Origin of the sequence: Arcobacter acticola, from assembly GCF_013177675.1 — a bacterium.
GTDB lineage: Bacteria > Campylobacterota > Campylobacteria > Campylobacterales > Arcobacteraceae > Aliarcobacter > Aliarcobacter acticola.
The window spans coordinates 2,616,383-2,639,826 of record NZ_CP042652.1 but is presented as its reverse complement, the minus strand read 5'-3'; the positions used below and the strand labels follow the sequence as shown (position 1 = coordinate 2,639,826).

Below are 23,444 nucleotides of genomic sequence, written 5' to 3'. Positions count from 1 at the left end.
ACATACTAAATTATTCATGCATTATAATATTTGTTTTCTAAAAACTTTCTAAAGATAATAAATTAACTTAGATTTGTTTGAATCTATATCCACTTTGTTTCAAATTTTCTCTTATTAGTTTTTGGTGTTCTTCACCTTTTGTTTCAAGGGCTATTGTAACGTGAGCTTCACCAAACTCCAGCTTTACAGAGTTTCTGTCATAATCTATTTGTACTATGTTTGTTGAACATTGGGTAAATACATCAGTTAAATGCATCAATGCACCTGGTTTATCCATAAGTGTTACGATTAGATTCATTTTTCTAAAAGATTTTACTAAACCTTTATCAATAATTAATGATAACATTGTAACGTCAATATTCCCACCACTTACAATTGCACAAACTTTTTCATTTTCAATTTCAACTTTTTTATGCATAATGGCAGCAGTTGCAACTGCACCTGCACCTTCAACTACAAGTTTGTGTTTTTCTAGTAAAAATAAAATTGCATTTGCAGTTTCATTATCTGTTACTTCAACTATTTGATCAACATATTCTAAAATAATATCAAGAAGTTTAGGAGTTACATCACGAACAGCAATTCCATCTGCTATTGTTTTAACTGATGCTGAATCAATTGGCATTCTAGCTTCAAAAGAGTCTTTCATTCCTCTTGCACCACTTGCTACAACTCCAGTAATTTTAATATTTGGATTAATAGCTTTTGCTGCAATGGCAATTCCTGAGATTAATCCACCTCCACCAATTGGAACAATAATATGTTCTATATCTTCAATTTTTTCTAAAATTTCTAAGGCAATTGTTCCTTGCCCTGCAATTACAGCATCATCAGCAAAAGGATGAATAAACTCTTTATCATTATCAAGTGCAGATTTTGTAGCTGTTGCATAGGCTTCATCAAAATTTTCTCCAACTAAAACAACATTTGCTCCATATGATTTAACACCACTCACTTTTGTTAGAGGTGTTGCTTCTGGCATAAAAATAGTTGCTTCACATCCAAAATGTTGTGCAGCATATGCTAAACCTTGTGCATGATTTCCAGCACTTGCAGCTACTACACCATTTTTTCTTCTTTTGTCATCCATCATTGCTAATTTATTAAAAGCACCTCTGATTTTAAAACTTCCTGTTAATTGTAAGTTATCCTCTTTTAAATATATTTCAGAATTTAAATCTTTACTTAAAATAGGGGCTTTTACTAAAGGAGTATTTAGTACAGTTCCTGCTAATCTTTTTTTTGCTTCTTTTATATCGTTTAATGTAATCATCTTATCTTTTCTTATTTTTGTTTTTTGAATCTTATCTAAAATATGTTTTATCGTAATTAAATACTAATAAAATACTTATAAAAAACTATTTTTATACTAGAGCAATATGCTCTAGTGTTTTTCTGCTTTTTTTATAATATTTACAGCTTCAACCATATTTATTAAACTTTGTTTTACTTCTGGCCATTTTCTAGTTTTTAATCCACAATCTGGATTTATCCATAATTGCTCTTTTGGTAAAACTTCCAATAATGCTTTTATTTGATTTACCATTTCTTCTACGCTTGGGATTCTTGGACTATGAATATCATAAATTCCAGGACCAACTTCTTGTTTATATGCAACTTCTTTAAAAATTCTAAGAAGTCTATTTCCACTTCGTGCTGTTTCTATTGAGATAACATCAGCATCCATTTCTTCAATTGTTTTAATAATGTCATTAAACTCACTATAACACATATGTGTATGAATTTGTGTATCAATTGCTGCTAAACTAACACTTAATTTGAAATTATCTACTGCCCATCTTTCATACTCTTTAATATTTTCAATTCTTAATGGATATCCTTCTTTAAATGCTGCTTCATCAACTTGAATCATTTTAATTCCGTGCTTTTGTAAATCATCAACTTCTTTTGCAATTGCAAGTGCTATTTGCTTTGCTACTTCACTTCTTTTTATATCATCTCTTACAAATGACCAGTTTAAAATAGTAATAGGTCCTGTCAACATCCCTTTTACAACTTTTGATGTTTTACCTTGTGCATATTTTATCCAATCAACTGTCATAGGATTTGCTCTATTTATATCTCCATATATTAAAGGTGGTTTTACACATCTACTTCCATATGATTGAACCCAAGCATTTTGTGTAAAGGCAAATCCATCTAACATTTCACCAAAATATTCAACCATGTCATTTCTCTCAGGTTCACCATGAACTAATACATCAAGTCCTATTTCTTCTTGAAATAAAATACAATCATCTATATAATTTTTTATTTCTTTTTCATATTCCTCTTTTGAGATACTATTTTCCTTAAATTTTTTTCTATTTTCTCTAATCTCAGGTGTTTGAGGAAATGATCCAATTGTTGTAGTTGTTAAATAATCATAGTTAAAAAACTCTCTTTGAATTTTAATTCTATCGTTAAACTTATCTGCCCTTTCAAAAAGTTTCAGATTTTTTATTTCATTTTGAATTTCTAAATTATGGATTTTAGAAGATGTCTTTCTTTGAATATTATCCTCTAAATTTCTTTTAATAATTGAAATTTCATCTAAATTTAATTGGATATCAAAGAAATCTTTACTTACAAGTGAAAGTTCATTTAATTTTTCACAAGCAAAAGCTAACCAAGATTTTATTTCTTTACTCAAGTGATCTTCATATTTTAAAGAAAAAGGTACATGTAAAAGAGAACAAGTTGTAGAGATAATTAATTTATCTTTATTTATATGTTTTGATATTTTTTCAAGCAAATCTATTTTCTTTTTAAAGTCACTTTTCCAAATATTTCTACCATCAATTACACCTGCAATTAAAGTTTTATTTGAGTTTTTTATAAAATCTAATGACTCAATATTTTTTTCACCATAAATAAAATCCAATGCTAAAGCCCAAATTGGAGTATTTACTAATATTTTACTAGCTTCATTTGAATGCTCAAAATAAGATGCAACAACTATTTTAATATTTGTTACTGCATTTGAAAGTTCATCATATACAGGTTTAATTAATGATAATATTTTATTACTCCACCGATAAACTAAACTAATTATATGCTAAATTTAGCTATAATTTGAAATGGAAAAAATAAATAAATTAGAAAAAAATGATGCTAGAAAAGTAGATTCAAATACATTACAGTATCTCAGAGATAGAGCAATTAAATTAAGGGATAGTGGTATAAGTAATCTTGAAACAGCTGCAATATTAGGTTTGTCAAAAATTACAACATCAAGATGGTATAGCAAATATAAAAAAGATGGTCAAAAAGCACTTAAAGTTCAAAAAACTGGTCGTCCTAAAAAGTCTGGTAAGAGACTTAGCGATGAACAAGAGGAAAAAATCATCCGAATGCTTATAGATACAACCCCAGAACAATTAAAGTTTAAGTTTGCTTTGTGGACAAGAGAAGCTGTAAAACAGTTAATTCTAAGAGTAGTAGATATTGATATGCCAATATCAACAGTTGGAGATTATCTTGCAAAATGGCAATTTACTTCGAAAAAACCAATAAAAAGAGCTTATGAAAGAAAAGATAGTGCAACTAAAGCTTGGTTGGAAGAAACATATCCAAAAATCAAAAAAGAAGCAAAAATAAATAATGCTGATATTTGGTGGGCTGATGAGACTGCTTGTGTATCAATGCCATCAAATTTAAAAGGATATGCTCCAATAGGAAGTAAAATAAAACCTATTCTTACTCATACAGCTAAAAAGTTTAAAGTGAATATGATATCAGCCATTACAAATACAGGTAAATCAATGTTTGCATTGTATGATGATTCAATAGCTACAGATAATTTTATAGATTTTTTAGAAAAAGTAATAAAATCAAATGATAAAAAAGTATTTATGATAGTAGATAACCTAAGAGTACATCATGCTAAATTAGTAAAAGCTTGGGAAGAAAAGCATAAAGATAAAATCAAACTCTTTTATCTTCCACCATACTCCCCAGAATTTAATCCTGATGAATATTTGAATCAAGATTATAAGAGTAATGTACATAAAAATGGTCTGCCAAAAAATCAAAAAGAACTAAAAGAAAACACACAAAATTATATGGAGAATTTACAAAAAAATCCACAAAAAATAGCTAACTTTTTTCAACATCAAAGTGTGAAATATGCTAGCTAATGAAATTAGCTCTGTTTATTGGGGGAGTAATAGTGTCAATATCTCTTACAAATAATGGTTCATCAAATTGAACAATTATTTCATCATCAAATTTTGATATTTCTTCTAATAACTCTTTATAAACTTTTACTACATTATTAATATGAAAAAAAACATCACTATTATCTATACTTTTTGAAAGACCTAAATATGTAATTGGTCCAAGTAAATTTATTTTTGTTTTTATTCCAAGCTCTTTTGCTTCCTCATATTCTTCAATAATTTTTTTGCTATTGAGTTTAAATGTAGTTTCTTTTGAAATTTCAGGAACTATATAATGATAATTTGTATTAAACCACTTAGTCATTTCCATTGCAACACAAGTGTCATTCCCTCTTGCCATTGCAAAATATAATTCTTCATCTTTTAAATGTTCAAATCTTTTTGGAATTGCTCCTAAAAGAATTGTTGTATCAAGTACATTATCATAAAGTGAAAAATCATTCGATGAAATAAAACTTATATTTGATTGTTTTTGGTAATTCCAATGTCTTCTTTTTAATTGACGTGCAACATATTTAACTTCATTAAAATCACTTTGTTTCGACCAGTATTTTTCTAGAACTTTTTTAAGCTCTCTTTTTTCTCCAATTCTTGGAAATCCTATCACATAACTTTTTTGCATAATTAATCCTTATTAATGCTTTCTGTATTAGAGGAAGCAGAATATATTTTCAACTTTTTAAAAGTAGAAAAAACTAAAAGACTTTAAAATAAAGCCTTGAATTTACGATTTTGACTTTTGAAAGTAAGATTAATTAAATAAAGGAGGATGAACACCTGTTCTTCTAAAAGCGAAGAAGGTATCATAATAAGGACATCTAGGTATAAATTTAAATAGAGTTATTGCTAATGCAGTTTTTCTTCTAAATACACAGTCACAATGACAAGGTTTAGTTCTTTGAATAAGATAAGATATTAAATTTTCTTGTAAAATAGGGACAGATTCATCTTCTTCGTTTTCATCTTTTGAAGAAATTGATAATTTTTTATTTAAATGATTTTTATATGATGTAATTACACTATGTAATTTTGGAGCAACAGAATGTGCTTGTATTGCTGATAATGTGAAATATTTTTTTCCAAAACCCTTAAGTAATTTCAAATAAAACCTTTTTTATAAATAAGTTCGAAGTGTAAATGATTAATGCTTAATTGTAAATAAAAATAAATATGGTATGATTCCAAGAAAAAAGGAGAGCATACTTTATTATATAAGGTATGTGAATTTTAGTTTGAAATTTACTTTTGTAACACTTTTCCCAAATTTGATTGAGCCATATTTTCATGACTCTATATTAAAAAGAGCAATTGAATCAAATTTTATATCTTATGAGTTTTATAATCCAAGGGATTTTACAACTAACAAACATAAAAAAGTTGATGACCAAATGGTAGGTGGAGGAGCAGGAATGCTTCTTTCTTGTCAGCCATTATTTGATTGTTTAGATGAAATAAAGAGTAAAAACAAAGATGCGTATATTGTTTTTCCATTAGCTGCTGCTAAACCATTTAGACAAAATGATGCAAAGCGATTAGCTAAGAAAGAAAACATAGTTTTTGTTAGTGGAAGATATGAAGGAATTGACGAAAGAGTTATAGAAAAATATGCAAATGAAGTATTTTCTATAGGAGAATTTATTTTAACAGGGGGTGAATTACCCTCTCTTGTGATGGCAGATGCTATTTCAAGAAATGTTGAAAAAGTTCTAGGAAATGCCGATTCTTTGGATGTTGAAAGCTATGAAAACAACCTTTTAGAAGCACCATCTTTTACAAAACCTGAGATTTTCCAAAAATTAAGTGTTGTTAAAGAATTCTTAAAGGGAAATCATAGTAAAATTTCCGACTTAAAATTCCAGATGTCCAATTGTAAGACAAAATATTATAGACCGAATAAGGAAAAACGATGAAAAATAGATATATAGCTAGTTTTGAAGCAGCTCAAATAGAGTCAAAAGAGATCCCTCAATTTAGAGCAGGAGATACTGTAAGACTTGGTGTAGAGATTAAAGAAGGTGAGAAAAAAAGAGTTCAAACTTTCGAAGGTATTGTTATTGGTAGAAGTGGAAACGGTGTAGATTCAACTTTTACAGTTAGAAAAATTGGTGCAAATTCAATCGGTGTAGAAAGAATTTTCCCATTATATTCTGAGTCTTTAAAATCTTTTGAAGTAATCAGAAAAGGTAGAGTAAGAAGAGCTAAATTAAACTTCTTAAGAGGATTAAAAGGTAAAGCTGCAAGAATTAAAGAACTAAAAAGAAAGTAAAACTTGGGCTTAGGCCTTAGTTTTGATTTAATGTCAAAGATCTTAATTCACACAACTTCAATAATCGAAGCAAATCCGATTATTAAATTTTTTAATTTGAAAGAATTAGAAAACTCTTGCGAAAACAAAATATATTCCAATGATGATATCTTACTTATAATATCTGGAGTAAGTAAAGATTTAATAGTTAAGTCTTTGGATTATATTTTTAAAAACTATTCAATTTCAAAAGCATTTGATTTAAGTATTGCATCGTGTAGTGATGGTTCAATTGCTCTTGGGACACTTTTTTGTACCAATAGATTTATTGGTGGATTAAATTTTGCTAATATTACTACTATTGAAAAACCACTTGAAACAGATGAAAACTTAGAAACCTTACTTGTTGATAAACAAGCACAATTCTTCTCACAAATTTGTAAAGAAAATATTAAAGACTTTTATGTTTTAAAAATAGTTTCTGATTATTTTGATGAAGTTGAACCAACAAATGATATAATATTTGAACTTATTAATAATTCAATATCAAAATGGAAAAAATTAATCTAAAGGATCCCCTTGCTTACTAGTATTGTTAATTTTATAGTTGAAACTGTAGGTAGTTTAGGCTATTTAGGTATTTTTCTTATGATGTTTTTGGAAAGTTCATTTTTCCCATTTCCCTCTGAAGTTGTTATGATTCCTGCAGGTTATTTAGCCTATAAAGGTGAAATGAATATGTTTATAGCAATTGCTGTAGGTATTCTTGGTTCTTTAGCAGGTGCATTATTTAACTACTATCTTGCAGTTAAATTTGGTAGAAAGTTTTTAATTAAATATGGAAAATATTTCTTTATAAAAGAACCAACTATTGTAAAAATGGAAGAGTTCTTTAAATCGCATGGCCATATTTCAACATTCTCAGGAAGATTAATTCCTGCTGTTAGACAATATATTTCTTTTCCTGCCGGTCTTGCTAGAATGAATCTATTTGTATTTTGTATATATACAAGTCTAGGTGCTGGAATCTGGGTTATTATTCTTACTTTATTAGGATATTTCTTAGGTGGAAATGAGGCTTTAATTAAAGAGTATTTACATACTATCATTATTGTTATCTTAGTATTATTGGCTATTTTAGGAATTTGGTACTATAGAAAAACAAAAAAAGCAAAGGTTTTATAAACCATGTATAAAAAAATACTAAATATATTTTTAATTGTTTTAGTATTTATTTATATAATATTTGAAGAATTAGTTTGGGAAAAACTTGCCAAACCCATATTAAGCTTTATTACAAATCTATCTTTATTTAAAGATTTTATTCCTAAAATCTTATCTTTAAACTCATATTTTATTTTAATATTTTTTCTTAGTATATTTATTGTTGTAGAACTAATTGGTGTTTATGCAGGAGTTTTATTTGTTTCTGGACATGTTATTAGTGCAGTTTTTATTTATATACTAAAAATTCCACTTGCTGCTTTTATTTTCTGGTTTTTTAATATAACAAAACCTAAATTATTAGAATTTAAGTGGTTTACTTATGTTTATAATAAATTAATTTTAATGATTGAAAAGATTAAAAATTCAGAAACATATATTATGATAAAAGAAAAAGCATCAAATTTAAAAAACTCTATAAAAGAAAAAATTTTTTCAACAAGAAGTAAATTTAAGAAAAAAACTGCTCATATATATAAACTATTAAAACAAAAGATTAAATTTTAATTAAACTTTATTTACTACAATTAGATAAATTTTTTAAGGCTTAATTATCGAAAATCAAAAACAAGCATATAAATATGCATTAATTGCAATATTTTTTTGGTCTACAGTTGCCACTGCATTTAAGATTTCATTACAATATTTAACACCATCTGAATTAGTATTATATGCTTCAATTTTTTCTACCATAGTTTTATATATAGTAATTTCTTATCAAAAAAAATTTAATCAAGTAAAAATTCATATAATAAATAACTATAAATTAGTTTTTACCTTAGGTTTAATAAATCCATTTTTATACTATTTAGTTTTGTTTAAAGCTTATGATTTACTTCCTGCTCAAGAAGCGCAAGCTATAAATTATACATGGGCTTTGATGTTGGCTTTTTTATCTGTCATATTTTTAAAACAAAAATTAACTGTTAAAGATATTTTTGCAGGTATCATTTGCTACTTTGGTGTTTTAATTATTTCCACAAAAGGTGAGCCTTTTTCTTTAAACTTTTCTAATATTGATGGAGTTTTATTAGCTTTGTTATCAACGGTTTTATGGTCTATGTATTGGATTATAAACACAAAACAAAAAGCTGATCCAATAGTTGGATTATTTTCAAGTTTTCTAATTTCGCTTCCTATTATTATAATTTATTTTCTTCTAACTCAACCTTTAGTTATGCCTGATATAAAAGGAATACTAGCAGCTTCATATGTTGGTTTTTTTGAAATGGGTATTACTTTTCTTTTTTGGTTAAAAGCAATGCAAAGTGCTAGTTCAACTGCAAAGATTGCAAATCTAATTTTTATATCACCTTTTCTTTCTTTAATCTTTATATACTTCATTGTTGGTGAACAAATTTTTATCTCTACCCTAATTGGCTTAACAGTTATAATTTTAGGATTAATTTTACAGCAATCTAAAAGCTCAAAATAAAATTTTTAAAATTATATGAAAATCGTAAAAAACTGAGATAAATAGCATTAGAATAGCATTTTGATACTATTTATCAAAAAACACTAAAATTGTCTATTTTATAGACATATATTATGAAAAACATAAGACTAGATTAAGTTTCAGTATGCAAAAATGACTTAAGAAAAAAAGGTAGTACTTTTTGTACTACCTTTAAATCTTTACTAATTTGGATTAATATGGCAAAGTTAAAAAATAAAAGAACAATAATAAAAAAAGTTATAAACAAACATATCAATGGTAGTAAAAAAGAGATTTCTCAACTTACTATTAAAATAGATAGTAGGTTGGATAACGCCTTAGCAATATTAAGTCAAAGTTTAAATATTTCAAAAAATAAACTTATTGAAGATATTTTATTTGAAAGTGGAATTTTACAAGAAGTTGATGAAAATTATATGGAGCAAGAGTAATGAGTGTTTTTCCTATAAAAAATGATGTTATAAATGCAGTTATTGCAGGTATTGAAAATGCCAAAAGAAATTATACTTTTTGGACTTCAGACGAGTTATATTTATCATATGCTCCACCAAAGTTTTTAACTATTCATGTTGCACAAGAAATTGGTAAATTAGCCAATGCACCTGAAATCTTTATAGATGCAACAATCTCTGATATTTTAAGATGTTCATTGCCAAATAGGACTGACTTTAGAGATTTTATGAAAAAAAACTACATAATGGATAGATTATTATGTTTAACATTGGATGAAAGATTTACACATAAAAGTGATAATGATTCTGTTTCAAGAGTAATTATGTCTTTAAAAAATGGTGTAAGAAATGTACAAGAAGAGTATAAAAATGATGTTGAGCTTATGTGCAAAATGTTACAAAGAGATAAAAAAGAAGATTCAACATTAGATTATGGAATTTTTGCATTTTATTTAGATATTTCATCAAGTGCTAGAAAAAATGCTCAAGAAAGATTAGACAATATTATTGAATCATTTGATTCAATAGTAGCTTCACATAAAAATTTAAAATCAAGTTTCAAAGGGGGAAGTATTAAAAAGATAGAAAAAGTTGGTGAGTGGTGTATAGGTTGTTATGTTATAGAGCATACTTTATAGAAATTTAATAAATTTAAGGAGAGATAAATGATTTTAAAAAATATTACAAAAACAATAGCAGTAAGTGCTATTTTAGCTAGTTCGTTAATGGCAGCTGATGTTGTGAAAATAGGTGTTCAAGCACCAATTACAGGTGAATATGCAAATGAAGGTCAAAGTATTGAAAACTTTGTAAAACTGATTGTAGAAGAAAAAAATGCAGCTGGTGGACTTTTAGGTAAACAAATTGAAGTTGTAACTTGTGATGATGAAGGTAAAGCTCAAAAAGCAGCTATTTGTGCTAAAAAATTAGTAAATGAAGGTGTTTTTGCAGTTATTGGTTCATATACTTCAGGTGCAACTGAAGCTGCTCAAACTACATACTTTAGAAGTAAAGTTTTACAAACATCAGATGGAACAAGTGATTCTTTAATTTCAAACAAATATTGGACTTTCTTTAGAAATTCATTCCCTAATTCATCACAAAGTGATTTTACAGCTGAATATATGGTTAATTCTAAAAAATACAAAAACATAGTAGTTTTATCTGATTACTCTTCTTACTCAGAAGGTTTAGGAGATGCAACAGCTGCATCTATTAAAGCTCTAGGTGGAAATGTAATTTATAGAGGTAAAATTAAATCTGGAACACAAAACTTTACAGCAATGCTTACAAAAGTTAAATCAATGAATCCAGATGTGATTTATTATTCAGGTTATTATACTGATGGTGGATTATTAAGAGCTCAACAAGCACAATTACAAATTGATGCAGATTTTGTTGGTGGTGATTCAAATGACAATCCAGATTTCTACAAATTAGCAGGTGCATCAGCTGAAGGTAGTGTTTTAATAAACTTCCCAACACCTGAGATTTTACCATATCCAGAAGCTAAAAAATATCTTGCTGCTTATAAAACTAAATTCCAAATGGATCCCCCATCAATTTGGTCAGTTACAAATGCAGATGGTTTAAGAGCAGTTATTGAAGGTGTTGAAAAAACAAACTCTTTTGATACTAAAAAAATCTCTGATTACATCAGAACTATGAAAGATTTCCCAGGAATTACAGGACCATTTAATATTAGAGAAGATGGTGAAAGAGTTGGTGCTAAATTTGTTGTTTATAAAATGAAAAATGATGGTACTAAAGACGTAGTTAGCGAATAAAAGGCAAATAAAATGGATATCTTTTTTCAACAGTTAATAAATGGATTAACTATAGGAAGTTTATATGCATTAGTAGCCTTAGGTTATACGATGGTTTACGGTGTGATGAAGTTAATTAACTTCGCACACGGTGACCTTGTTGCCTTTTCTGCTTATGTGGGCTTGACTATTTTTACTCAGTTTTATGGTTCAAATGCATTATCTTTAGTAAATATTGTAATTGTATTTTGTTTAACAGCTATAGTTGTGGCTTTTGTGGGTGTTCTTCTTGAGCGTCTTGCATACAGACCTTTAAGAACGGCACCAAGATTAAGTGCTGTTGTTTCAGCCCTTGGAGCTTCACTTGTAATTCAAAATGGAATTATGTTAATTTGGGGACCAAATATGGAAATTTTTCCATCAGATGTATTTCCAAGTACATCATGGGATTTTGGTGGAGTGATTATTTCATTTACACAAATTATAATTTTGGCTCTATCAGCTGTTGTAATGGTTTCACTATATATTTTTATTAATAAAACAAAAATGGGTACAGCAATACGAGCAACTGCTATTGATCAAGATGCTGCAAAATTAATGGGAATTAATGTTAATAGAATTATTATGACTATTTTTATAATCGGTTCTATGCTTGGAGCTATTGGTGGATTGTTTATTGGAATTTACTATAGAGGTTTAACTTTTGATATGGGTTGGCTTTATGGATTAAATGCATTTATTGCAGCTATTATTGGTGGAATTGGTTCAATTCCAGGAGCTATGTTAGGTGGACTTTTACTTGGATTATTTAATGCAATGATTTCAGGTTATATATCTACAACTTGGGCTGAAACATTTACATTTATTCTTTTGATTGTTATTCTAATTGTAAAACCAACTGGAATTCTTGGTGAAAAAACGGCGGAGAAAGTATAATGAATAAAACTACAATTATTGCCATAATATTTTTATTAACAATGGCGGTTTTCCCATTTTTAGTTGACTCTGCATGGTTGGGTATTGGAATTACTTTTTTAGTATTTGCAGTTGTAGCTTTTTCTCAAGATATTATTCTTGGACGAGCTGGAATTTTCAATATGGGACATGCAATATTTTTTGGAATAGGAGCATATACAACTGCTATTTTAAATGTTCACTTTGGATTTGAAATAATTGCTACTGTACCTTTTGCAATTATTCTTCCTATAATTATTTCTATTTTATTAGCAGGTCCAATTATTCACCTTCGTGGGGATTATTTATTAGTTGCTACTATTGGATTTAATATTATTTTTGAACAAGTATTAAAAAATAATGTATTTGATGTTACAGGTGGTCCAAGTGGAATATTTGGAATTGATGTTGTTAGAATTTTTGGATATGAGTTATATTCTGATACTGCCATTTATTATATTGCATTTGGATTATTACTTATTACTTTATTTATAATTAGAAATCTAGATAATTCAAAATATGGAAGAGCATTATATTATATAAATAAAAATGAAATAGCAGCTAAATCTATGGGAATTAATATCTCATATTATAAACTATTTGCATTTGCTTTAGGTGCTGCAATCGCTGGAGCTGCTGGAAGTGTATTTGCTATTCAGTATTCAGCTGTAAGTCCTGAGTCATTTAACTTTATGCAATCTGTTATGTTCTTTGCAATTGTTTTAGTTGGTGGATCTGCTTCACTTCCAGGAATTATTATAGGAACATTTGTAATGTTTGTATTACCTGAGTTATTTACAGAGTTTAAAGAATCAAGATATTTAATCTTTGGTGCAGCAATGGTATTAACTATGATTTTACGACCAAATGGTGTATGGCCAGCGACTTTTGGAAATATCCCAAAATTCTTAAAAAAGAAAGTAGCTAAAACGGAGGAATCAAAATAATGAAATATGTATTAGAAATAGAAAATGTTTCAAAATTCTTCCATGGTTTAGTTGCTATTGATGATTTAACAATCAAAGTAAAACCAGGTCAGATATATGGAATTATAGGTCCAAATGGTGCTGGGAAAACTACACTTTTTAACTGTGTAACAGGTATTTATACTCCTGAAAAGGGAACTATAAAATACAAAGGTGAAAACATCACAGGAATGGAACCTCATAAAATTGCCCAAAGGGGAGTTTTAAGAACATTTCAAAATATTAGATTATTTAAAGAGATGAGTGTTGCTGAAAATATAATTGCAGGAACTCATACAAAATCAAAACAAAAATGGTACCACTCGATTATTCATACACCTTTTTATAAAAAAGATGAATTAAAACAGTGGAAAAAAGTTGAAGAATTAATGGAGTTTTTTGGTTTAAGTAAATATGCAGATACTCCAGCTGGTGATTTATCTTATGGAAATCAAAGAAAAATCGAAATGGCAAGAGCCTTAGCAGCTGAGCCTGAACTTTTAATTTTAGATGAACCAGCTGCAGGACTTAATGAAAATGAAACAATAGAACTTACAAATATCATCTTAAAAATCAAAGAGATGGGACTTGGAATTATGATGATTGAACATGATATGGAAATGGTTATGAAATTAACTGATTATATTACGGTAATCAACTTTGGAAAAGAGATTTCTCAAGGTGAGCCTGATTTTGTTCAAAATGACCCAAGAGTAATTGAAGCTTATATTGGAACTGATGATGAGGAGGATGAAGAAAATGGTAAATAATGAAATATTATTAGATATACGTGATCTTCATGTATCTTATGGCGCAGTAACAGCAATTAAAGGAATTTCACTTCATGTTAAAAAAGGTGAAGTAGTTACTATTTTAGGTGCTAATGGAGCTGGTAAAACTACAACTTTACAAACTATATCTGGACTTTTAAAAGCAAAATCAGGAAATATTATTTTTGATAAAAATGATATTACTAAATGTGAAGCACACGATATTGTAAGTTTAGGGATGTCTCATTCACCTGAGGGAAGAAGAGTTTTTGGAACTTTAAGCGTTGAAGAAAATCTTATGATGGGAGCTTATACTCTAAAAAACCATGATAAAGAAACACTAGCTTGGATATATGATATTTTACCAAGATTAAAAGAAAGACGTAAACAGCTTTCAGGAACTTTAAGTGGTGGTGAGCAACAAATGCTTGCAATTGGAAGAGCTATTATGTCTAAACCAAAATTATTGATTTTGGATGAACCATCTTTAGGTTTAGCACCAATTTTAATTAAAGCAATTTTTAAAGCAGTAAAAGAGATAGCTCAAAGTGGGGTTACTGTTTTATTAGTAGAACAAAATGCAAAAGCAGCTTTAAAATTGGCTGATCGTGCTTATGTATTAGAAGTTGGAAAAATCACACATGAAGGAACAGCGGAAGAATTATTAAACTCAAAAACTATTCAAGAAGCATATTTAGGTAAAAAACATTAGTAGGTAAAAAGAAAAAAGCGTAAAGTAGCAAGAGGGGCATAACTTGGCGGTTTCCCCTCTATTGACACATTTAAAGCGTGCGTCTTAAGCTACTTAAAATTTGATTAAGATTCAATTAATTTTAAGGATTGTAAATGAAAAATGAAAAAGAAATTATAGATTCAGCAATAAGTTTAGCTGAAAAATGGCAAAACAGAGCTACACAGCTTGTTAGTAAATGGGACAAAGAATTTTATGTAAAAATGAATAAAATGCTTGAACATCCAAAAGATAAAGCACTATTAATTGAGTTAATGGACCAAGCATTTAGATGTGATTCAAATGCTAGAATAGCTGACCAAATATGTTTTTTATTAGAAAAACATGGAATGGCACATTTCTTTACAACTAAAGATAAAACACTTTTATGGTTATTTCAAAACTTTGGAAAATTTCTTCCTAATTTAGCAGTTCCAATGTTTGTAAATCAAATAAGAGAAGATACAAAAACAGTAGTTATTAAAGGAGAAGAAGAGCCTTTTAATAAACACTTAAAAATGAGGAAAGAAGAAGGAACTAGAGTAAATATTAATTTAATTGGTGAAGTTGTTTTGGGTGAAGTTGAAGCAGCAGAGCGAATGGAAAAGTATTTAAAAGCTTTAGCTAATCCAAATATTGATTATATTTCAATCAAAATTTCTACTATTTTTTCTCAAATTATTGCTTTAGATTTTGAACATACAGTTGAAGTATTAGTAGAAAAATTAAGTGAAATTTACGCTCAAGCAAAAAAACATCCATATATTTCACCAAATGGAACAAAATCAAATAAATTTATAAATCTTGATATGGAAGAATATAGAGATTTAGCAATTACTGTTGAGGTATTTAAAAGAACGCTAGAAAAACCAGAATTCAAAGATTTCTACGCAGGAATTGTTTTACAAGCTTATTTACCAGATTCATTTAACTGGCAAAAAGATTTATGTGACTGGGCAAGAAATAGAGTTAAAAATGGTGGCTCACCTATTAAGTTCAGACTTGTAAAAGGTGCTAACATGGAAATGGAAGAAACGGAAGCTAGTCAAAAACATTGGGAAATGGTAACTTATACTGAAAAAAGTGATACTGACTCAAACTATAAAAGAATGGCTAGGTATGCACTTGAAGCAGACAATGCTCCATATATGCATATAGGAACAGCTTCTCATAATTTATTTGAACTAGCATATGCTACAACTTTAGCACAAGCTAATGGAACAAGTGATTACCATACTTTAGAGATGCTAGAGGGTATGAGTGAAGCAGCACGTTTAGCTATTAGAGAAATTTCAAAATCAGTAATTTTATATGCGCCAACAGCTTCAAAAGAGCAGTTTACAAATGCTATTGCATATTTAGTTAGAAGACTTGATGAAAATACAGGTCCAAATAACTTTATTAGATATTCATTTGGATTAACTGTTGGCTCAAGTGATTGGAAAATGCAAAAAGAGTTATTTATTAAATCTTTTGAAAATGAAAAAACATCATTTGTAGGTGCAAAACGAACTCAAAATAGATTAGAAGAATCTTATGAAAGTAGTGGTGCTTTTTCTCATAGTGAATATCATGCAGAAGCTGATACAGATTTTGTATTACCAAAAAATCAAGAATGGGCTAGAAATATTGTAAAAAAATGGAAATTTACAAAAGATACTGTTCATGCAATCACTCCAATAGTAATTGGTGGAATGGATATCAATGAAGAAAGAATGGTTGTAGATGCTATTGATAAATCTCAATTAAAAGATGGTGTTTTAGCTGGAAGATTTGCAAATGCAAGTGCTGAAGACTTAAAAAAAGCAGTTGAAGTTGCACGTGCTGATGTTGATGGTTGGAGATCATTATCTCACGCTCAAAGACATGATGCTTTAAAAAAAGTTGCTATAAAAGTGCGAGAGAGAAGAGATGATTTAATTGGAGTTGCTGCTGCTGAAGTTGGTAAAGTATTTACTGAAACTGACGTTGAAGTTTCTGAAGCTGTAGATTTCTTAGAATTCTATCCATATAGTGCAGATTATTTTGCTAAGTATGAAAACTTAGAATTTACAGGTAAGGGTGTTGGAGTTGTAATTCCACCTTGGAATTTCCCTGTTGCTATTCCTTTAGGAGGAATTGCAGCTACTTTAGCTGCGGGAAATACAGTTATTATTAAACCAGCTTCGGTTGCTGCATTAACTGCTTATGAAATGTGCAAATGTTTTTGGGATGCTGGTATTTCAAAAAATGTATTACAATTTGCACCTTGTCCTGGGGCACTTGCAGGTGAACATTTAATTGCAAATAAAGATGTAGATTTTGTAATTTTAACAGGAGGAGAAGATACAGCTGCTTCTATGTTAAAAACAAGACCAGATTTATTTTTAACTGCTGAAACAGGTGGAAAAGATGCAACAATTGTAACTAATATGGCAGATAGAGAACAAGCTGTTAAAAATGTTTGTAATAGTGCATTTGGAAATTCAGGTCAAAAATGTTCTGCAACTTCATTATTAGTTTTAGAAGAAGAAGTTTATAATGATGAAAATTTCAAAAAAGCTCTAATTGATACAGCATCTTCTATGAGTGTTGGATCTATTTGGGATTTCAAAAATAGAATTGGAACTTTAGCAAATAAAGTTTCTGGAAATCTAAAAAAAGCTCTTGAATCATTGGAAAAAAATGAATCATGGTTATTAGAGCCTTCATATGTAGATGGTAATGAATATATGCTAAAACCATCAATTAAATGGGGAGTTAGTGAAGGTAACTTTATTCATATGAATGAGTTGTTTGGACCAGTTTTAGCAGTTATTAAAGCAAATGATTTAGCTCATGCTGTAAAAATTGTAAATGATACAGGATATGGATTAACTTCAGGAATTGAATCACTTGATGAAAGAGAAGTAAATTACTGGAAAGAAAACCTAAAAGCTGGAAATCTATATATCAATAGAGGAACAACGGGAGCAATTGTACTTAGACAACCTTTTGGTGGTATGGGTAAATCTGCAATTGGTGCAGGAAGAAAAGTAGGTATTTTTAATTATATTACTCAGTTTGTTGATTTTACTGAAAAATCAGCTCCAAAAGTTGAAAAAAAATATAGTAATAGTTTAACAAACTTTATAACTAATTGTAAAACAACACATGCTAATAAAGAAGATTTTGAAAAACTTGAAATTGCACTTCAATCATATTTAGAAAATTATGAAAATGAATTTTCAAAAGCTAAAGATTATGCAAATGTAAGAGGTGAAGATAATCACTTTAGATATTTACCTTTAAAAAATGTTGTTATTAGAGTAACTTCAGGTGATACAATTTTTGAAGTTGTTTCAAGAATATTAGCAGCAAAAGTTTCAGGAGTACATTTTAAAGTATCACTTGATAATAATGCCTTACTAAAATCATTCCTAGAAGTATCAAAAGAGTTATTTTCAGCTAGAGATTCATTAGTAGAACAATCAGATGAAGAGTTTGTTAAATTTATTAAAAATTATGATAGAGTTATTTATTCTGATATCTCAAAAGTACCTGAACTTGTATTTGAAGAAGCTAGAAAATCTTTAACATTCATTATTAGAGCTAAACCTATGATGGAAGGAAGACTTGAACTTCTAAACTACTTCATTGAACAATCAATCTCTCACTCATTCCATAGATATGGAAATATTGGAGCAAGAGGTATAAAATAAGAAGACGGAAGTCTTCTTATTTCACCTTTTTAATAAATATTTATATATATTCTTAATTATGATATTTAATAATCACTAATTTAGACTACTTTTTACGCACTTTTTACTGATATGATTCAGTATCTAATAAAATAGGATTTCATATGGAAACATGGATTATAGTTTTAATAGCTATAGGTATATTAATATTTGCATGGTATGTTCATGACAAATATGTACAAAGGACACATCAAATCTTGGTTAATTACCCCATTATTGGAAGATTAAGATTTGTTTTTCAAGAATTTAGAGAACCCTTTGGACAATATTTTGGAGATGAAAAATTCTATGAATCAATGGATAAACTAGACTGGGTTTACAACGCTTCAAGGGACAAACCAAACTACTCTTCTTTTTCTCCTTCTCAACCCTTACCTAAACCAAAATTTATGCTAAGACACACAAATATCGTTTTAAATGATGATGAAGTTGAAAATGATTTTTCAGTAACTTTTGGAAAAAATCAGGAAAAACCCTTTATTACAAAATCAATATTAGGAAGAGGGCCTATGAGTGATGGTTCTATTTCTCCTGAAGGTACTAGAGCTTTTGTATATGGTGCTCAAATGGGAGGATTCCCTATAAATTCAGGTGAGGGAGGTTTAACTTCAAACTTTTTTGTAACACATAATGATTATGACACAAGTTATATGAAAGAAGTTAGTGGTAGTTCTTTTGAATATAAAATATTTAAATTAGCAAAAATATTTTTTAATGAACCTGTTGCTGTTGATTTATATAGAAAAATTGTATTTAGAAAAGATAATCAAGCTGATACTTATGTTTTTAATAAAAAGAAGGATTGTTTTTACAGATTAAATTGGGATGCTCCCCTTGAATCTTTCCCAAAAGAAGTTCCCTCTGATATGCCAGATGTAATTTTACAAATTAGTTCAGGACTATATGGAGTTAGAACAAAAAAAGGAAAATTTGATATAGAACGTTATAAAAAACAGATGAGCTTTTGTAAAATGACAGAAATAAAAATCGCTCAAGGTGCAAAACAAACAGGTGGAAAACTAATAGCTAAAAAAGTTACTCCTTCTATTGCCTATTATAGAAATATTGAAGCAAATAAAGATGCTTTCTCACCAAATAGATTTCCCTATGCAAATACAAATGAAGAGTTATTTGATTTCATAGGTGAACTTCAAAAAGCATCAGGAAAACCTGTTGGTATAAAAATTGTAATATCAGATCATAATAATATTGTTCCAATTGCCAAAGAGATTAAAAGAAGAGTTGAGTTAGGTTTACCATATCCTGATTATATCTCTATTGATGGTGGAAGTGGTGGAACGGGAACGGCACCATTGGAAATGATGGAACGAATTGGTATGGATATAAGAGATGCTTTATATTTAGTTGATAAGGTATTAAAAGACCATGGTGTAAGAGAATATGTAAAAATATCTGCAAGTGGAAAAATACTAACCCCTGATGATGTAATTATAATATTATGCTTGGGAGCTGATTTCGTGCAAATTGCACGTGGATTTATGATGAGTGCTGGATGTATTCGTGCTCGTTATTGTTCAGGTTCAGGGAAACATCAATGTCCTGTTGGATTAGCTACTCAAGATATTAAAAAAAGAAAACATTATTTTGTAAAAAAACACTCAGAGTTTGTAAAAAATTATCATAACAATATTATAAAAAGTATGAAGAGTTTATTAGCAGTTATGGGTTTAAAAAATGTAAAAGAGCTAAATATTGAGAAACTTATATTTTTAGATATTGATTCTATTATTCATGATGATATGCATGAATTATTTGAAAGAAGAATATTGAAAAAAAAGAAAAAGGATGAGCCAAATGCAAGCTAATGATTTAAAAGATTATTTAGGTTTTGCAGTTGCTGGCAACTTTGCAGGTCACTTAGGAGAAGCAGGAGAAGCGGATGAATTTTCAGTAATTAAAACTGAAGACAAAAATGCTCCAAAAGGTTTATTCCCTTTTTATTACTCCACCGATAAACTAAACTAATTATATGCTAAATTTAGCTATAATTTGAAATGGAAAAAGTAAATAAATTAGAAAAAAATGATGCGAGAAAAGTGGATTCAAATACATTACAGTATCTCAGAGATAGAGCAATCAAATTAAGAGAGAGTGGTATAAGTAATCTTGAAACAGCTGCAATATTAGGTTTGTCAAAAATCACAACATCAAGATGGTATAGCAAATATAAAAAAGATGGTCAAAAAGCACTTAAAGTTCAAAAAACTGGTCGTCCTAAAAAGTCTGGTAAGAGACTTAGCGATGAACAAGAGGAAAAAATCATCCGAATGCTTATAGATACAACCCCAGAACAATTAAAGTTTAAGTTTGCTTTGTGGACAAGAGAAGCTGTAAAACAGTTAATTCTAAGAGTAGTAGATATTGATATGCCAATATCAACAGTTGGAGATTATCTTGCAAAATGGCAATTTACTTCGAAAAAACCAATAAAAAGAGCTTATGAAAGAAAAGATAGTGCAACTAAAGCTTGGTTGGAAGAAACATATCCACAAATCAAAAAAGAAGCAAAAATAAATAATGCAGATATTTGGTGGGCCGATGAGACTGCTTGTGTATCAATGCCATCAAATTTAAAAGGATATGCTCCAATAGGAAGTAAAATAAAACCTATTCTTACCCATACAGCTAGAAAATTTAAAGTGAATATGATATCAGCCATTACTAATACAGGTAAATCAATGTTTGCATTGTATGATGATTCAATAGCTACAGATAATTTTATAGATTTTTTAGAAAAAGTAATAAAATCAAATGATAAAAAAGTATTTATGATAGTAGATAACCTAAGAGTACATCATGCTAAATTAGTAAAAGCTTGGGAAGAAAAGCATAAAGATAAAATCAAATTATTTTATCTTCCACCATATTCTCCAGAATTTAATCCTGATGAATATTTGAATCAAGATTATAAGAGTAATGTACATAAAAATGGATTGCCAAAAAATCAAAAAGAACTAAAAGAAAACACACAAAATTATATGGAGAGTTTACAAAAGAATCCACAAAAAATAGCTAACTTTTTTCAACATCAAAGTGTGAAATATGCTAGCTAATGAAATTAGCTCTGTTTATTGGGGGAGTAATATATAAAAGGTCATGATTCTTTTTTAGGAACATATCCAATTTCTTATGATGTGCTCTCTACACATAATAGAGAATCTGATAAATTACAAGCAGAACCAGAAGTTGCGTTGATTTGTGATTTTGTATATGAAAATGAAAAAGTAATAGATATTATTCCTAGATATTTTTCTGCTTTTAATGATTGCTCTCTTAGATTTCAAGATGGGAATAAATTAAGTACAAAGAAAAATTGGGGAATAAATACAAAAGGAATATCAACAGATTTTATAGAAATTGATAATTTTAGTGAAACTGGGATTTTAAGTAAATATCACCTTTCTTCTTTTATTAAAAGGGATGGTAAAATTCATAATTATGGAACAATCTCAGCTGTTAAGTCATATTCATATTTTTTTACTCAATTAAAAGATTGGATGATTAATAAGTTTAATACACAAGAAGATTGTGGACCTTTAGAAGAATTAGGTCAATTTATGAAAAATGCTAAAGATGCAAAAGGTATGCTAATAGCTGCAGGTGCGACAGCTTATAGTGAATTTGGAAAAAGAAACTTTTTAAAAAAAGGTGATGAGCTTTTTATTTATGTGTACAATGCACGGGTATATTCTCATCAAAATATCATTAATAATATAGATTCAAATACTAAACTACCTGAGTGCTCTAAGTTATATCAGCTTATTGTTTAATATAAAAAAGGTCAAATGCCTTTTTTATAAACAACTTTTGATTAATTGAATACCTTTTTCTATTTGCTCAAAAGTAGAGTGAGTGTAGTTAAATCTAATTTCTCCATTTGGAACTTTATCTATATAAAATTGATTTCCAGGAACATAAACAACTTTTTTCTCTATACATTTTTGAACTAATGCAAAAGAGTCTATTCCTTCAAAACTTCCATATAAAAACATTCCACCTTTTGGTTTTTCATATTTAAATTCAGGAAGATACTTATCTAATTGCTCACAAAAGAAGTTTGCTTTTTTCTCATAATCATCTCTAATATCTTGAAGATGTTTTTCATATTTTTCTTCATCTTTTAAATACTCATTTAAAATATATTGAGAAATTCCACATGAGTGTAAATCAATGCTTTCTTTTATAATCATTAAAGATTGAAGTAATTTCTCATCAGCTCTAATCCAACCAATTCTAAGACTTGGAACTAATGTTTTAGAAAAAGATCCTAAATGAAATGAATTTTTTGGAATTTTTACACTAATACTTGTATTTTTTTTATCAAAAAATAGCTCACTATATGGACTATCTTCTATTAAAATTCCATCTTCTTCACTAACAATTCTTGCTATTTGCTCTCTTTTTTCATCACTATAAGTTCTTGCAGATGGATTTTGAAAATCCGGAATTAAGTATGCTAATTTTGTCTCTTTAAAACTTTCATTAAATTTTTCAATATTAACACCATTATTCTCAAGTTCTACACCTTTCATATTCAGATGATTTAATCTAAAAATATTCATAGCTCCCAAATATGAAGGCTCTTCAATAGTAATATCTTTACTCTCAAAATACTTAGCAAGAATATACATACCCTGTTGGCTTCCTGTAGTAATTAGAATATTGTCTTTTCTTGTAGGAAAGCCTTCTTTTGTATATCTAGCAGCTATTTTTTCTCTTAACTCTGCTATTCCATTACTAACTCCATATTGAAATACTTTTGGATTATCAAATATCTTCATAGTTGCTGTTTTTATATCTTCTACAGGGAATAACTTTTCACTTGGCAGTCCACCTGCAAATGAGATTGTTGTCTCATCAATTGATTCAAGGATTTCTCTAATAAATGATCGTTTCATACATATCCTTTTTTTGTGATAGCATACATCAATTTTGTTTTTAACTCTTTACAAAAAATGCAC

At 28.5% G+C, this 23,444-nt stretch carries 23 protein-coding genes and 2 pseudogenes; 19 read left to right on the top strand and 6 right to left on the bottom strand.

Features of this window, described 5'->3' with window-relative positions:
• Positions 1–67 precede the first annotated feature (67 nt).
• On the bottom strand, positions 68–1,273 hold the full coding sequence (gene ilvA, locus AACT_RS13485; protein WP_172127711.1) for a threonine ammonia-lyase: 1,206 nt from the start codon (positions 1,271–1,273) through the stop codon (positions 68–70).
• A gap of 111 nt (positions 1,274–1,384) precedes the next feature.
• A complete protein-coding gene (metE, locus tag AACT_RS13480) occupies positions 1,385–3,055 on the bottom strand; it encodes a 5-methyltetrahydropteroyltriglutamate--homocysteine S-methyltransferase (RefSeq protein ID WP_272953578.1) in 1,671 nt (556 codons plus the stop codon).
• Positions 3,056–3,080: 25 nt separating this feature from the next.
• On the opposite strand from metE, the gene AACT_RS13475 reads away from it, so the two are divergent.
• Positions 3,081–4,139 (top strand): IS630 family transposase, encoded by a 1,059-nt coding sequence (locus AACT_RS13475; RefSeq protein ID WP_172124971.1) that lies wholly within the window; start codon positions 3,081–3,083, stop codon positions 4,137–4,139.
• 31 nt (positions 4,140–4,170) lie between these two features.
• Here the strand turns inward: AACT_RS13475 and AACT_RS13470 are convergent.
• Positions 4,171–4,803, bottom strand: a pseudogene (locus AACT_RS13470) (5-methyltetrahydropteroyltriglutamate--homocysteine S-methyltransferase); the annotation flags it as partial.
• Positions 4,804–4,932: 129 nt separating this feature from the next.
• Positions 4,933–5,283 (bottom strand): hypothetical protein, encoded by a 351-nt coding sequence (locus AACT_RS13465; protein ID WP_172127709.1) that lies wholly within the window; start codon positions 5,281–5,283, stop codon positions 4,933–4,935.
• A 130-nt stretch (positions 5,284–5,413) separates the two neighbouring features.
• Between AACT_RS13465 and trmD the strand changes: the two genes are divergently transcribed.
• The 5 genes from trmD to AACT_RS13440 are packed head-to-tail and all read left to right on the top strand — an operon-like array spanning position 5,414 to position 8,157.
• On the top strand, positions 5,414–6,091 hold the full coding sequence (trmD, locus tag AACT_RS13460) for a tRNA (guanosine(37)-N1)-methyltransferase TrmD (protein WP_172127707.1): 678 nt from the start codon (positions 5,414–5,416) through the stop codon (positions 6,089–6,091).
• Complete coding sequence (gene rplS / locus AACT_RS13455) at positions 6,088–6,447, top strand: 50S ribosomal protein L19 (protein WP_172127705.1); 360 nt, start codon at positions 6,088–6,090, stop codon at positions 6,445–6,447. The genes trmD and rplS overlap by 4 nt, the downstream gene beginning before the upstream one ends.
• A gap of 30 nt (positions 6,448–6,477) precedes the next feature.
• Complete coding sequence (locus AACT_RS13450) at positions 6,478–6,996, top strand: hypothetical protein (protein WP_172127703.1); 519 nt, start codon at positions 6,478–6,480, stop codon at positions 6,994–6,996.
• Positions 6,997–7,005: 9 nt separating this feature from the next.
• A complete protein-coding gene (locus AACT_RS13445; RefSeq protein WP_172127701.1) occupies positions 7,006–7,611 on the top strand; it encodes a DedA family protein in 606 nt (201 codons plus the stop codon).
• A gap of 3 nt (positions 7,612–7,614) precedes the next feature.
• Complete coding sequence (locus AACT_RS13440; RefSeq protein ID WP_172127699.1) at positions 7,615–8,157, top strand: hypothetical protein; 543 nt, start codon at positions 7,615–7,617, stop codon at positions 8,155–8,157.
• A gap of 54 nt (positions 8,158–8,211) precedes the next feature.
• Here the strand turns inward: AACT_RS13440 and AACT_RS15655 are convergent, their stop codons facing one another.
• On the bottom strand, positions 8,212–8,343 hold the full coding sequence (locus AACT_RS15655) for a hypothetical protein (RefSeq protein ID WP_272953558.1): 132 nt from the start codon (positions 8,341–8,343) through the stop codon (positions 8,212–8,214).
• On the opposite strand from AACT_RS15655, the gene AACT_RS13435 reads away from it, so the two are divergent.
• The 13 genes and pseudogenes from AACT_RS13435 to AACT_RS13375 all read left to right on the top strand — a co-directional run bounded on the left by AACT_RS13435 (position 8,282) and on the right by AACT_RS13375 (position 22,253).
• Positions 8,282–9,085: a DMT family transporter gene (locus AACT_RS13435; RefSeq protein WP_228720590.1), complete on the top strand. Its 804-nt coding sequence runs from the start codon at positions 8,282–8,284 to the stop codon at positions 9,083–9,085. The genes AACT_RS15655 and AACT_RS13435 overlap by 62 nt on opposite strands.
• 218 nt (positions 9,086–9,303) lie before the next feature.
• Positions 9,304–9,537 carry a hypothetical protein gene (locus AACT_RS13430; RefSeq protein ID WP_172127697.1) on the top strand — a complete coding sequence of 78 codons (234 nt, stop codon included), beginning with the start codon at positions 9,304–9,306 and terminating at the stop codon, positions 9,535–9,537.
• Positions 9,537–10,196 (top strand): hypothetical protein, encoded by a 660-nt coding sequence (locus AACT_RS13425; protein ID WP_172127695.1) that lies wholly within the window; start codon positions 9,537–9,539, stop codon positions 10,194–10,196. The genes AACT_RS13430 and AACT_RS13425 overlap by 1 nt, the downstream gene beginning before the upstream one ends.
• A gap of 27 nt (positions 10,197–10,223) precedes the next feature.
• Positions 10,224–11,345 (top strand): branched-chain amino acid ABC transporter substrate-binding protein, encoded by a 1,122-nt coding sequence (locus tag AACT_RS13420; RefSeq protein WP_172127693.1) that lies wholly within the window; start codon positions 10,224–10,226, stop codon positions 11,343–11,345.
• 12 nt (positions 11,346–11,357) lie between these two features.
• Entirely contained in the window at positions 11,358–12,260 is a 903-nt protein-coding gene (locus AACT_RS13415) for a branched-chain amino acid ABC transporter permease (protein WP_172127691.1), read from the top strand.
• Positions 12,260–13,225 (top strand): branched-chain amino acid ABC transporter permease, encoded by a 966-nt coding sequence (locus tag AACT_RS13410; protein ID WP_172127689.1) that lies wholly within the window; start codon positions 12,260–12,262, stop codon positions 13,223–13,225. The genes AACT_RS13415 and AACT_RS13410 overlap by 1 nt, the downstream gene beginning before the upstream one ends.
• Positions 13,225–14,013 carry an ABC transporter ATP-binding protein gene (locus tag AACT_RS13405; protein ID WP_172127687.1) on the top strand — a complete coding sequence of 263 codons (789 nt, stop codon included), beginning with the start codon at positions 13,225–13,227 and terminating at the stop codon, positions 14,011–14,013. The genes AACT_RS13410 and AACT_RS13405 overlap by 1 nt, the downstream gene beginning before the upstream one ends.
• Entirely contained in the window at positions 14,003–14,725 is a 723-nt protein-coding gene (locus AACT_RS13400; protein ID WP_172127685.1) for an ABC transporter ATP-binding protein, read from the top strand. Before AACT_RS13405 ends, AACT_RS13400 begins: the two co-directional genes overlap by 11 nt.
• Positions 14,726–14,859: 134 nt before the next feature.
• Positions 14,860–18,423, top strand: a complete 3,564-nt coding sequence (locus AACT_RS13395; protein ID WP_216658204.1) for a bifunctional proline dehydrogenase/L-glutamate gamma-semialdehyde dehydrogenase — start codon at positions 14,860–14,862, stop codon at positions 18,421–18,423.
• A gap of 143 nt (positions 18,424–18,566) precedes the next feature.
• Positions 18,567–20,288 (top strand): FMN-binding glutamate synthase family protein, encoded by a 1,722-nt coding sequence (locus tag AACT_RS13390; protein ID WP_172127683.1) that lies wholly within the window; start codon positions 18,567–18,569, stop codon positions 20,286–20,288.
• Positions 20,278–20,424: pseudogene (locus AACT_RS13385) on the top strand (DUF5718 family protein); the annotation flags it as partial. The gene AACT_RS13390 and the pseudogene AACT_RS13385, both read left to right, overlap by 11 nt.
• A 53-nt stretch (positions 20,425–20,477) precedes the next feature.
• Positions 20,478–21,536 carry an IS630 family transposase gene (locus AACT_RS13380; RefSeq protein ID WP_172127681.1) on the top strand — a complete coding sequence of 353 codons (1,059 nt, stop codon included), beginning with the start codon at positions 20,478–20,480 and terminating at the stop codon, positions 21,534–21,536.
• Positions 21,537–21,569: 33 nt separating this feature from the next.
• The gene (locus AACT_RS13375; protein WP_228720589.1) at positions 21,570–22,253 is read left to right on the top strand and encodes a DUF5718 family protein; all 684 of its coding nucleotides are present in this window, start codon (positions 21,570–21,572) and stop codon (positions 22,251–22,253) included.
• Between the two features lie 24 nt (positions 22,254–22,277).
• Here AACT_RS13375 and AACT_RS13370 read toward each other — a convergent pair whose 3' ends face one another.
• Positions 22,278–23,381 carry an aminotransferase-like domain-containing protein gene (locus AACT_RS13370; RefSeq protein ID WP_228720495.1) on the bottom strand — a complete coding sequence of 368 codons (1,104 nt, stop codon included), beginning with the start codon at positions 23,379–23,381 and terminating at the stop codon, positions 22,278–22,280.
• Between the last annotated feature and the right edge of the window lie 63 nt (positions 23,382–23,444).